A 12379-nucleotide genomic window follows, 5' to 3' on the forward strand; every position below is an offset into this window, starting at 1 on the left:
ATCATATTTACAATCCGATGTAAAGGCGGTTCAATCGTCCGCTGGAATGATGCGGTGAACTTCACCGCTATCACTATCCATACCACTTGATTCAGTCGTCATCACGTACAGTTCGCTATCGCCGTCTCGACCGAACGCAGACACGTATCGTGCGAACCGCCCGTCCTCCGTCAAATCGTCTGCATCGATCTCGAGTTCGTAAATTTGCCACAAATTACGTTCCTCGTTGTACGGATGTCTCTCCTCGTCGTTCGTGGGCGGCGAGGCAATAAACAATGATCCGTCAGGATCACCGTGTGCTTCCGCGGTCCAATCGCCGAAGACGTAGGTATCTGCCAATGTCGAAACAGTATCACCTTGATACACGAACCCGCCGATCACCGCACTACCGATATGTTCGTCATTGTAATAGTGGGGGTATTCCAGTATCGGATCGAGGAGTGGTTCACCACCCCGGACGTCTTCGGGTGTTTCGTCCGGACAATCCTCTAGTGGCTCCGCATAATCGTCTGAATTGAAACAATGAGTGCCCTCCTTGACGTTCCATCCGTAATTGCCCCCTTCCTCAATTCGATAGACAGACTCATAAAGCACTTCGCCAACATCGGCTGCATAGAGGTCATCACCATCGAAGGACATTCCCCACGGGTTTCGCAATCCCCATGCATAGTACTCGCCACGATGATCGTCGGTATCCGCCAGTGGGTTGTCGGACGGGATTTCGTACGGTTCGTCCTCCGTATCCACGTCGATACGGAGAATGCCACCGTGAAGACTCTCGATCGTATCTTGTGCGGCGTTATCCTCATTTTCTTCGTACCAATCGTGGATCGGATACCACCCACCGTCACCGAACGCGACGTAGAGGTATCCGTCCGGCCCGAACGTAATTTCACCGGAGTTATGAACGAAATGTGTTTGTGGAACTGTTAGTAATATTTCTTCTGAGTCGAGATCACCGCTGGCTTGATTATCCTCCGTTTCAAAGACGGATAATACCTCAACATGTTCGACTTCGACACCTTCTATTTCCGGTTCTTCGAGTAAATCGTCGTCCGGTGGGGCACTATATCGAAGATAAAAGCGATTGTTCTCCTCGAAATCAGGGTGAAACGTGATTCCTAACAGCCCTCGTTCGTCGTATCCCTCGTTAAGAGTCACCAGTTGCTCGCTGACGTCGACAAACGGTTCGTCCGAAAGTTCCTCGTCTTCAATCGTATAAACGTAGCCAACTTGATCGGTGACGAAGTATCGGTCATCGCCATCGGCGATGGCAAAATCGGTTGGATACGTGAGCCCCTCCGCAATGGTTTCGAGACCGATCGTCGGTCCCAACGGAATAATGGCATCAGTTGGTTCGTCTTCGGTATCGGTATTTGGGGCAGAAGTTGCTGTCGCTGGCCCAAAACCCCCAGCGATACCGGCACTTACGGCACAAGTTCCGACCGTACGAAGAATCCGTCTTCGATCGCAGGCAATTGTCTGCTGGAACAGGTTCGTATCGTGGTTCTCTTCGTTGTTCGACATCGATACACTCCTCGATATCGACACCGATATATGTGATAGGCTGTAATATGAACAGCGCAATATTTACTAGTGAAACCATAGACGTGATGGTACGTCTATCCTGATGGATTGTATGTCATTAACCAATCTGCTGTGTCTAAATTATTTTGACATGACTCTTTCGGATCAACCGACACTGCTTGTCTCAACGGGAACCAAGGTGAATTTCGAGATCAATCCTTAATCGAACGAATGACGATCACCAGCGGAGGTTCGGAAGGAGGAATTTGACGCCATCATAGTACGTGAGCGTTGACGCTTCGTTCTCGTAAATACAACTGACCGGAACTTCTTCGAACCCAGCGTCAAGTTCATCAAACGCCAGTATCTCTTCGACGCTGATCTGGAAGTCGTTTGAGAACTGCTCGTATGGGATGCGTGCGAGATAGTTGGCGTCCATCGCCCGGTATCCACATGGGGGGTCGTTGACTCGGTTACCCACTCGAAGGCTCGTCGCGAGAGCCACGACTCTATTGCCGATCAATCGATCGAGCGGCATCGACTGGTTAACGGACCGGTCGCCAAACCGATCGCCGAGAACGTATTGACAGTCCGGTTGTCGTAATTCCTTCCAGAACCGGGGCAGTTCGCCCGGGTCATGTTGGCCGTCGGCGTCAAGTCGATAAATGTAATCAACCCCCAACTCGAGAGCGTGATTATAGCCCCGTTTTATCGCACCGCCGTAGTTACGGGTCGAATCGTTTGAGAGCAAAATGGCACCCGTCTCGGCTACACGCGCGGCTGTGTCATCGGTCGAACAGTCGTCTACGACGATTACATGATCGACGAGTCCCGTTGCCTCGATTTGTTCAATGACCCCCGTAGCGTGTGTCGCCTCGTTGTACGCGGGAAGAACGGCTGCAGAAGTCGTCATTGGTTTTTGACAGTCGGAGAATTGGTTTGCTTATTCTCGAGATATTCGGCTAATCGGGTTAGTCCCTCTTCGAGAGAGATCATATCACAGTTCGGATTCACTATATGACTTCGATGTGGGGTGGTTGTTCGTTTGTATTCACACAAATCCATCCAGGTACTCGATTCGTCTTTCATGGGGCCAGTAGAAGGGCGACTATGTTCTAAAACGGATCCTACCGTTACAGACTGCCGCCACCCATTTACTTCCATATAACTGTATGAATAATACAGAAAGAAGGTGCATTCAAACCCTTTGAAATATTGTAACATTGTTTGCACTAGTGCAGTTTCGGTCCCAATCTCGCTAGTACGATACCAAGTGAACTGACATCTCACAATCCCAATCTTCCGTGAATAGAGAGTGTCAACGCCAGTAATGATCCGGCTTTTTATTGGTCGTAGCGGTAGCCGGGCCAAATGGCCGAGAACCGTTCGTTCAGATTAGTGTTCCCACAGTCGTTCTGGGGGCCTCCGGCTGACCTCACTGCGGTTGTCGTAGTCACGGCGCTGATCAATGTAGCGGTTTTTATGCCCATCGTCCGCGAGACGCCGCTTCGCGTTCCGCTCGGGATCGCGCTCGTCCTCTTCGTTCCTGGCTACGTCTTCGTCGCCGCGCTGTTTCCGGAAGCGGGACCTGAAGATGCCAAAGGAGATTCACTCGAGTCCGATGCCGGGCAATTCGAGACGGACGATGAGGCGGCGGACTGGAACACTCCTTGCCGATCACAGATTGACAGGATCGAGCGTCTCGCGCTGTCATTCGGACTGAGCGTTGCGATCGCCCCGCTGATCGGACTCGTTCTGAACTTTACTCCATGGGGCATTCGTCTCATCCCGATCATGATCGCTGTCAGTGGCTTTACGCTCGTCGCAACGGTCGTTGCAGCCGTACGACGGTGGAACCTGCCCGAGGACGAGCGGTTCTCCGTTCCCTATCACGAGTGGGTCGAAAGGGGCCGTGCCGAACTACTCGAACCCGATTCGCGAGCCGATGCAGTGCTAAACGTTCTTCTCGTCGTCTCGATCCTGATAGCCGGCCTCAGCGTCGGGTACGCGGTCATGCTCCCACCACAGGGCGAATCGTTCTCGGCGATTTACCTTCTGAACGAAGACAATGACGGCGAACTGGTCGCGGATGACTATCCGACCGAGTTCGAACTCGGAGAGAACCACGAAGTAATCGTCGGGATCGATAACCACGAGCACCAGCCGACGGACTATACTGTCGTCGTCGTCGAGCAGGACACCGAGGTAGTCGAAAACGACACGGTCGTCACCGACCAACGAGAGCTCGATCGGTTCGAAACCCATCTCGAGCACAACGAGACGTGGACGCACACACACGATCTTGAGCCGACGATGACCGGAGAGAACGTTCGCATCGTCTGGCTACTGTATCCCGAGAACGACGTCCCCGCCGACCCGTCGATAGAGAACACAGCCTACCACGTCCATCTCTGGGTGGACGTCGCTGAAGCCGAGGCCGACGACGAGACCGAACGTGCGGATGGATGATCGCTCGGTTCATGAGAGCAAGATCGGAAGCTAACAGCACTCTCTATCGCCTCGGGACTGGCTCACGCCTCTTTCGTCCGAGTGACGAGGTCGCGGATCCCTCGCTCGAGCGATACGGACGGTTCGAACCCGAGTTCGGTTCTGGCCTTCGCGATGTCAGCCCCGCTGTGGCGGACGTCTCCCTCACGAGCCGATTCATGGACGATCTCTCCGTTCGAATCGGTGTATTCGGCGATCAATTCGGCAAGTTCGGTAATCGAGACACGTCGTTCGGAGCCGACATTATACGCCTCACCGACGTGGTCGGTCGTCGACGCGAGAAGGTTCGCGGCAACGACGTCGCTGACGTGAACGAAGTCCCGCGTTTGTTCACCGTCCCCAAAAATTGGCAGCTCGTCGTCGTTTCGCGCACGGTCGTGGAAGGTACTGATCACTCCGCTGTAATCGTTCGCCGGCTGACCCGGCCCGTAGACGTTGAAGTATCGGAGACAGACGGTCTCGAGCCCGTACAGTTCGTGGTACAGCCGACCGTAGTGGTCGAGCGCGAGTTTGTCGAGCCCGTACGGTGAGATCGGCCGCTTCGGATGCTCCTCGCTGATCGGTAGTCGTTGTGGCCGGCCGTAAATCGCCGCACTCGATGCCAGGACGACGCGGGAATCGTGTTTTCGGGCAGCCTCGAGAACCTCGAGCGTTCCGCGAGCGTTTCGCGTGTGACTGGTACGGGGGTCGTTGACGGACCGAGTAACGCTGACTAGTGCCGCTTCGTGGAAAACGATATCAACGTTTTCCATACCCTCAACGACGGTGCTCGAACTCCGAACGTCGCCGCGTAGCAGCTCCACCTCGTCGGAAAGTCGATCCGGATCTCCGTTAGAACAGTCATCCAGAACGGTCACGTCGTTCCTATCGACTAGCGTTCGTGCGATATGAGAACCGATAAATCCGGCGCCTCCTGTCACGAGGATGTTTTTACCGGCGATAGTGGGAGCGTTCATCGATACGGACGACATCGAAGGATGGTAAAATCTCCTCCCGTGATTAGCCGGACTTTCAGGTTATAGTAGCGGTTCAAATGATGATCACTAGTACTAGGTAGGCATGGGAAGCGGTGGAGAGTGGAATCCGAATCCGATCACTACGTTCTACATCCCAATCGAGCTTATCACCCTAGAGTAAGGAGCGCTTGCACACCGATCGACGTAAGCCGCCTTTGACGGAGGTCGCTTGCGCCGTTTCAGTTGGTGCTTTCGCGCTCGACCAAGACCACCAGAAGTTCCGGTTCCGGTGGAACCGGAGAGTTGTATTTATCGCCGCACGAACCACTGTTTCTCTGACAGTAATTTCATCGATACAATATCATCAGCGATTACGTGATATTTCCCGTCGAAGACTATCGAAGGCAGATAAACCGGGTTACCCTGATGGATACGGATATGAGTGTCTCGAGTGCAGTCATACTAGCAGCTGGGGAGGGGAAGCGACTCCGGCCATTGACGAAATACCGACCGAAGCCGATGCTCCCCGCAGCGACGAAGCCAATCCTCGAGCACGTTTTCGACCAGCTCATCGACGCCGGTATCTCGGAACTTGTCGTCGTCGTCGGCTACCGCCACGAAAGAGTCCAATCGCACTTCGGCTCCACCTACCGAAACGTACCGGTCACCTACGTCTTTCAGGAGAAGCAACTCGGAACCGGTCACGCGCTGTTGCTGGCAGAATCGGAAGTGGACGGGACCAGCGTAGTGATTAACGGCGATCAGCTCGTCGACAGTCGAATCATTAGCGATGCCGTGGGCGAACACGATAGCGCTGCCACCGCGACGATGGCACTGTTACAGCGGTCGAACGTCGAACCCTACGGTGGCGTCCTCATCGACGAGGACGGAATCGTGACGAAGATTACGGAGAACCCGCGCGACGGCCACGACTATCACCTCAACGCCGGCGTATATGTCCTCGAGCCCGCAGCATTTGACGCCGTTCGAGCGGTGGAATCGCAGATCGGCGAACACAGTCTCCTCGACGGCCTGTCGAAGCTCGTCGACGAGGGCGAAATCGTCCACGGAGCAGTCTCCGAGGGACTGTGGGTCGATGCGACGTATCCCTGGGATCTGCTCGACGTCTCGTCCGCACTGTTCGACACCGGAGTCGTCAACGGGAACTCGAAGATCGTCGGTCACGAAACGACCACGGTCCACGACACGGCGGTAATTAGCGAGCCCGTACTGATCGATCGAGACTGCGTGGTCGGTCCGGGTGCCGTCGTCGGACCGTACGTCTGTCTCGGCGAGAACACCACTATCGGCTCGAACGCCGTCCTCGAGCGCAGTGTCGTCGACAACGACACGACGATCGGCGCCAACGCGACCGTCGTCGACTGCGTCACCGGAACCGGCGTCGAGATCGGTCCGGGATCGACGATTCCGGGCGGCCCGGGCGACGTCCGCGTCGGAGACACCGTCTACGAGGACGAAGCCCTCGGCGCGCTACTGGCCGACCGCGTTGTCGACCGCGGCGGCGTCGACTACGTCCCCGGGGCACTCGTCGGGCCCGAAACGGACATCCAGACCGGGACGACAGTCCGCGGAACGCTCGCCGGGGGAACGGAGGTGCGTTCCTGATGTGCGGTATCATCGGCTACGCGGGTACCCAGGCCAACCGACCAGTTCTCGAGGTGCTCTCGAACGGGCTCTCACGGCTCGAGTACCGTGGCTACGATTCGGCCGGAATCGCGGTCGCTCCGGAGGTATCGGTCTACAAGCGCAAGGGTGAACTCGAGGATCTCGAGGAGACACTCCCCGACGCGCCCGTCGACGCGCTGGCAGGGATCGGCCACACCCGCTGGAGTACACACGGCCCGCCGTCCGACGAGAACGCCCACCCACACACCGACTGCGAGGACCGCGTTGCGGTCGTTCACAACGGGATCATCGAGAACTACCGCGAGCTTCGCGACGAACTCGAGGAGGTTGGCCACATCTTCGACAGCGAGACCGACACCGAGGTCGTTCCCCACCTGATCGAGGCTGCCCTCGAGCAGGGCGCCGACCCCGGCTCCGCGTTTCGCCAGGCGATCGAGCGACTCGAGGGGAGCTACGCCGTCGCGGCAGTGTTTCGCGGCCGGGAGGAAGTGTACGCGACGCGCTATCAGTCGCCGCTCGTCCTCGGCCTCGACGAGGACGGTGCCCTGCTGGCGAGCGACGTCCCTGCGTTCCTCGAGTACACTGACGAGGTCGTCTACCTCGAGGACGGACAGTTCGCGACGATCAGGCCGAGCGGGATCGAGGTTCGCGACCAACTAGGCGCGCTCGTCGACGTCTCGGTCGAAACGGTCGACTGGGATCCCGAGGATGCGGGCAAGAGCGGCTACGACCACTATATGTTGAAGGAGATCTACGAACAGCCCCGTTCGATCCGGGAGTGTCTCCGGGGCCGTCCCCAACCGTTCGAGGAGTCGGTCTCGATCGAGGAACTCGAGGACCTCCCGCGACCGGCGGAGATGCACTTCGTCGCCTGCGGAACGTCGTACCACGCGTCGCTGTACGCCACCCGGTTGTTCCGCGAGCGCGGCGTTCGCGCAACCGCCTTCCTCGCCAGCGAGTACGACGTCGAGACCGTGCCGGTCGACGAGGAGACGCTAGTCGTCGGCGTCACCCAGAGCGGGGAGACGGCGGACACACTGCGTGCGCTCCGGACCGCCAACGGCGTCGGCGCACGAACCCTCGCCGTAACGAACGTCGTCGGAAGTTCGGCCGCGCGGGAAACCGACCACACGATGTACATCCGGGCCGGCCCGGAGATCGGTGTCGCCGCGACCAAGACCTTCGCGACCCAGCAGGCCGCCCTGGCGATGCTCTCGAGCGCGCTCACCGGGGAGTGCTCCCGGGAGTTCGTGGAATCGCTTCGAGCGTTACCCGATCAGATTCAGTCGATCCTCGACGACTCCCGAGCGGAGGAGATCGCCGAGGAGTACGTCCACGCGGACGCGTACTTCTTCATCGGCCGCGGGTACAGTGCGCCGGTCGCGCTCGAGGGCGCGCTGAAGATGAAAGAGATCACGTACAGACACGCCGAGGGGTTCGCTGCCGGCGAACTCAAGCACGGCCCGCTCGCGCTCGTCACCGAGCGGACGCCGGTGTTCGCCCTGGTCAACGGCGATTCGAACGCCGAGAAGATGCTCGGCAACGTCACGGAGGTCGAAGCTCGAGGGGCGCCGGTGGTCGCCGTTACCGACGATCCAGGTTTCGTCGAAACCCACGCCGACCACGTCCTGTCGGTCCCCGACACCCACTGGCGATTCTTCCCGATCCTGGCGAACGTCCAGTTGCAACTGCTCGCCTACTGGGTCGCCAACCGGCTCGGTCGATCCATCGACAAGCCGCGCAACCTCGCGAAGAGCGTGACGGTGGAGTAGAGAGACCGTCGTACGGTAGCAAATACACGATCCGACTGATTATGTACAAGCGACCCTACTTCAATCGAGATTTACTAGTACAGGTTTCTCGGATCCGTATTTCCCGTTGCTACATCACCCAGTTGTTGATTGAAAAAGAATCGCTTCAGCAAGTCTTGAAAGGATCTGCTGAAATCACGCCATGCCACCAATTACGCGCGGTTAACTACTGAATCGAGCTATGTGGCCCTGGGGACACCTCGCAGTCGCATATTTACTGTATTCTCTCTACTCTCACGGACGGTTCCGACGGCCACCACGCGCTGAACCAGCACTAGCGGTGGTATTCGGCTCATAGTTCGCGGATTTGATCGATAAACCGCTTGCTTGGGGACTCGGTCTCCTTCCGAGTGGTCGATCCCTCGCTCACTCGCTGTTGTTCGCGGTAGCGCTGATTGTTATTATCTACGCCGGTGCACTCGCACTCGATCGGGTCGAGACGGCCACTGCGTTCATTATTGCGCATCTCTCCCACCTCCTAGCTGATCTTCCACCACGGTTCTTTCTCGGGTATTCGTTCGGCTCTGAGTATTTGTTCTGGCCGTTCCTTTCTTTCCAAGAGCTAGATTATACTATACGAATTTTCGAGCCGCCCGAAGTTGTTGAACTGATCGTGACTCCGCTCACGGATCCGCTGCTCTTCTTTTTATTTGAATTAGCACTATTCGTAGTAGCGCTTCTAGTATGGTATGTTGATGGATACCCAGGACTTGAATATCTTCAGAGGGTCACGTAACAACAAATTCAGAGATGTCGATTCAGTGACTTTGGTAGGGCTGTTTCATTCGCTTATCCCTGCTCATGCTTTATTTTGTCTCGCTCACCGATCCCGCTCCGGTCTCCCAGTATTCAAAGAGCGCGGCGTTCGTGCGACCGCTTTCTTGCGAGCGAGTACGATATCGAAACCGTACTGATCGACAAGGGGACACTGATCATCAGCATTACCGTCGAGTGAGGTACCGTCGAATAAGAACTCGAGCTACTCGAGGTCGTCCTCGTCGACGCTCGCGCGTCGGCGCAGCCACTCGAGACCGAGCGCGCCGCCGGCGATCCCGGCGCCGGTAGTAAAGCCGGGCATCTCCTCGATGTCGTCGTCCTCGTCGACGGGGTCACCGTCGTCCGGCTCGTCGACTTCGTCGCCGTCCCGGCTGCTCGCGGAGCTGTTCTCTTCGGTTTCTCGAGTTCCGCTATCCGAGTCATCGGCCGTCGTGTCGTCACCATCGGTGGTCGTCTCCTCCGTCGTTCCGGTATCGGTCTCGCCGTCGCCCGTCGTCCCGTCGTCGTCGGTGTCGCTGGAGTTACCAGTGGCGTTCCCATCGGCATCGCCGTCCGTCTCCTCACCGGTGTAGCCGTCGTCGGTCCCGGCGCTTTCGTCATCGTCGAGCGTCTCCTCGGGGTCGTCGCCGCCCGAGTCGGTCGCTCCATCGTCGCCGTCCGAACCGTCGCTTTCGTCCTCGTCGGAGCCGTCGTCGCCGTCAGCGTCGTCGCTCTCGGAGTCGTCGTCGGTATCGTTTTCGTCGTCGCTAGCGGACCCCTCGTTCTCGCTATCGGTGCTCGAGCTGTCGTCGCTTCCCTCGTCTTCATCGCCTCCCTCGTTCCTGCCGTCGTCGCTCGAGTCGTTCCCATCGTCTTCGTTCTCCTCGTCGTCACTTTCCTGCGTCTCCTCGTCTTCTTCCGTCTCGGATTCCTCGTCCTCGCCGTCGGATCCGGAGCGGACGGCTACCAGCCGTTCGCCACCTGCGTCACCGCTCGCGGCGACGTAGACGGTGTCCTCGCTGGCGGCGTACCAGTCCGAGAGATCGCCGATATCGAGATCGTCGTGGGTGAACGTCCACTGCTCGGTGCCGTCCTCGAAGTCGAAGCCGTACAGCGCGTTCACGTGGTCGTCCCCCGGATAGTAGGGGATAATGAGCGTTTCGCCGACAATCACCGGAAGCCGCCAGGCGTCCGTTCCGCCGCCCTCGCTCCAGTTCTCGCCCGTTCCGTGGTCGGCGCTCTCGAAACCGTGTCGGTCCGCCGTTACACGCGTCTCGTCGGTCATCGCGGGCGGGAATCTGAACGAGAGTCGCTCGAGCTCCGCGCCGGTTTCGGCGTCCAGCACGGGGTAGGTGTCGCCGTCGGCGATCGAGCCGGTGTAGACCCTGTCGGCGGTCGCTATCACGTAGCCGTGGGGATCCCATCGCCACTGCTCCCAGTAGGTCCACCGAGTCTCGCCGGTTTCCGCGTCGAACGCGGCGAAGCCAGCGGTGCCGTCGGCGCCGATTCCGTCGCCGACGGCCGCGTAGACGGACCCGCTCGCGACCGCGAGGGGGACGGCCGCGAACGAAACCGTCGCGTCGTCGACCTCGGGCGTTCCGGACTCGCCCTCCCGCTCGAGATCGACCGACTCGCGGCGCCACTCGACGTCGCCATCACCGGCATCGAACGCCAGTAGCTCTCCGTCGGCGACGAGGTAGACGGTGCCGTCGGCGACCGTCGGAGATGTCGATTCGCCGCCCTCGAGGTCGGTCGTCCACCGCACCTCGCCGCTGGTGACGTCCAGGGCCGTGAGCGCCTCGCCGCCGACGTAGACGGTGTCGTCGGTGACGGCCGGCGTTCCGGCGGCACCGAGTCCCTCCACGGCCCAGAGTACCGATCCGTCACCGTCCTCGAGCGCGTGGACGTCCGTCCCGGTCCGGAGGTAGACTGTTCCGTCGACGGCCGCGAGGTCGCCCGCCCGATCGTACGTCCACGCTACCGTCTCGGGCTCGGGAAACGCATCGTCCGTGGGTACGTGTGCGGTGTTGCCCGCGTTCCCACGGTAGGACGACCACCCGTCCCCTTCAGAGTCCGTCGTTCCCTCGGACTCCGTCTCCGCCGTTCCGGCGGAGGCCAGCACGCTTCCCGCCGCGAGCGCTACACCGGTCGACAGCACCGATCGACGACGCCAGTTTGCCATACTCACCCTTCCCTCGAAGCCACCATTGCTATCTGGTTACTACAGGAGAGATTGTTCTATGCAAAACAGTTGTATAAAATTGCATTCTAAGTAAGTTATTTAATACACCTCAAATAATCGTGGATCGAACCATCCGGATAGGCGGAGGCTCTCTCGCCCCGAATCGACGTAGTAACCACTGGCTAACCGGGTGGAAGAAAGCGTGAATCGCGACCGCTGATTCGGAGGTGCTATCACCGATACCGACGCCGCATCAGCCGCCGAGGTGTCGGTCGACGGCCCCGCGGACGCGCTCGAGGACGACCGGATCCGTGCTCGGTCGGCCGACGCTGACCGCGTCGGCACCGTAGGCAGCGTACTCTCGAACCGTCTCGTCGTCGCGGACGCCGTTGTTCGCGACTACGTACAGGTCGGTCGCCGCGACGATATCCGCAACCGCCGACTCCGTGTCCATCGCGTCGACGTGGACGAACGACGCGCCCGCCTCCTCGAGCCGGCGGGCGAGCGCGGGCAGGTCGGCGCCCGGGACCTCCGCGCGGACCTTGACCCCGACGACCGCGCCCGTCTCGGCCGCGCGGGTAACGTAGTCCGCCAGTCGGTCGGCGTCCCGCAGCAGCGTCTCGCCGCAGCCGACGGCACAGAGTTCGTCCTGGCGACAGTGGGCGTTGACCTCGAGGACGGCCCCTCGATCCCGACAGATTCGGGCCGCGTCGACGACCGGTTCCGGAGTCGCGCTGCGGACGTTGAATCCCGGCCGGATCGGGACGTCCTCGAGGGCGGCCAGTTCGCGGTCGACGAACGCGAGTGGGTCTTCGGGCAGGAACTCGGTCCGATCGCGGTCGCGGACCATCTCGCGGGCCGCGGCTCTCGACTCCGGTTCGAGCGCGATTCCGCCGAGAAAGGCGGCGCCCGCGTAGTCGGCGCCGGCGCGGGCCCAGTCGGCGTCGGCCTCGCCGCTGAGACTCGCCAGCGCGAGCGGTGGCCCGAACATC

General features: G+C 59.4%; 8 protein-coding genes and 1 pseudogene. 4 read left to right on the top strand and 5 right to left on the bottom strand.

Annotation, left to right across the window (positions count from 1 at the left end; genetic code table 11):
- Window positions 1–30: 30 nt before the first annotated feature.
- Complete coding sequence (locus QA600_RS17875; RefSeq protein WP_278293288.1) at window positions 31–1527, bottom strand: PQQ-dependent sugar dehydrogenase; 1497 nt, start codon at window positions 1525–1527, stop codon at window positions 31–33.
- Between the two features lie 238 nt (window positions 1528–1765).
- Entirely contained in the window at window positions 1766–2440 is a 675-nt protein-coding gene (locus tag QA600_RS17880) for a glycosyltransferase family 2 protein (RefSeq protein ID WP_278293289.1), read from the bottom strand.
- A 458-nt stretch (window positions 2441–2898) separates the two neighbouring features.
- Between QA600_RS17880 and QA600_RS17885 the strand changes: the two genes are divergently transcribed.
- Window positions 2899–3996 carry a DUF1616 domain-containing protein gene (locus QA600_RS17885; RefSeq protein ID WP_278293290.1) on the top strand — a complete coding sequence of 366 codons (1098 nt, stop codon included), beginning with the start codon at window positions 2899–2901 and terminating at the stop codon, window positions 3994–3996.
- Between the two features lie 62 nt (window positions 3997–4058).
- On the opposite strand, the gene QA600_RS17890 is transcribed toward QA600_RS17885, so the two are convergent.
- On the bottom strand, window positions 4059–5006 hold the full coding sequence (locus QA600_RS17890; RefSeq protein WP_345782039.1) for an NAD-dependent epimerase/dehydratase family protein: 948 nt from the start codon (window positions 5004–5006) through the stop codon (window positions 4059–4061).
- 423 nt (window positions 5007–5429) lie between these two features.
- Between QA600_RS17890 and QA600_RS17895 the strand changes: the two genes are divergently transcribed.
- The 3 genes and pseudogenes from QA600_RS17895 to QA600_RS17905 all read left to right on the top strand — a co-directional run bounded on the left by QA600_RS17895 (window position 5430) and on the right by QA600_RS17905 (window position 9185).
- On the top strand, window positions 5430–6617 hold the full coding sequence (locus QA600_RS17895; RefSeq protein WP_278293364.1) for a sugar phosphate nucleotidyltransferase: 1188 nt from the start codon (window positions 5430–5432) through the stop codon (window positions 6615–6617).
- Window positions 6617–8410 carry a glutamine--fructose-6-phosphate transaminase (isomerizing) gene (gene glmS / locus QA600_RS17900; protein WP_278293292.1) on the top strand — a complete coding sequence of 598 codons (1794 nt, stop codon included), beginning with the start codon at window positions 6617–6619 and terminating at the stop codon, window positions 8408–8410. The genes QA600_RS17895 and glmS overlap by 1 nt, the downstream gene beginning before the upstream one ends.
- Window positions 8411–8630: 220 nt before the next feature.
- Window positions 8631–9185, top strand: a pseudogene (locus tag QA600_RS17905) (metal-dependent hydrolase).
- A 243-nt stretch (window positions 9186–9428) separates the two neighbouring features.
- Here QA600_RS17905 and QA600_RS17910 read toward each other — a convergent pair.
- A complete protein-coding gene (locus QA600_RS17910) occupies window positions 9429–11387 on the bottom strand; it encodes a PQQ-binding-like beta-propeller repeat protein (RefSeq protein WP_278293293.1) in 1959 nt (652 codons plus the stop codon).
- A 253-nt stretch (window positions 11388–11640) separates the two neighbouring features.
- On the bottom strand, window positions 11641–12378 hold the full coding sequence (locus tag QA600_RS17915; protein WP_278293294.1) for a tRNA-dihydrouridine synthase: 738 nt from the start codon (window positions 12376–12378) through the stop codon (window positions 11641–11643).
- Between the last annotated feature and the right edge of the window lies 1 nt (window position 12379).

It is taken from the genome of Natronococcus sp. A-GB1, from assembly GCF_029688845.1.
In the GTDB taxonomy this organism is placed as follows: Archaea; Halobacteriota; Halobacteria; order Halobacteriales; family Natrialbaceae; genus Natronococcus.

Coding starts and splice junctions, on each gene's coding strand:
- QA600_RS17875 (WP_278293288.1), bottom strand. CDS start 1,527: ATGTCGAACAACGAAGAGAACCACGATACGAACCTGTTCCAGCAGACA.
- QA600_RS17880 (WP_278293289.1), bottom strand. CDS start 2,440: ATGACGACTTCTGCAGCCGTTCTTCCCGCGTACAACGAGGCGACACAC.
- QA600_RS17885 (WP_278293290.1), top strand. CDS start 2,899: ATGGCCGAGAACCGTTCGTTCAGATTAGTGTTCCCACAGTCGTTCTGG.
- QA600_RS17890 (WP_345782039.1), bottom strand. CDS start 5,006: ATGTCGTCCGTATCGATGAACGCTCCCACTATCGCCGGTAAAAACATC.
- QA600_RS17895 (WP_278293364.1), top strand. CDS start 5,430: ATGAGTGTCTCGAGTGCAGTCATACTAGCAGCTGGGGAGGGGAAGCGA.
- glmS (WP_278293292.1), top strand. CDS start 6,617: ATGTGCGGTATCATCGGCTACGCGGGTACCCAGGCCAACCGACCAGTT.
- QA600_RS17910 (WP_278293293.1), bottom strand. CDS start 11,387: ATGGCAAACTGGCGTCGTCGATCGGTGCTGTCGACCGGTGTAGCGCTC.
- QA600_RS17915 (WP_278293294.1), bottom strand. CDS start 12,378: ATGTTCGGGCCACCGCTCGCGCTGGCGAGTCTCAGCGGCGAGGCCGAC.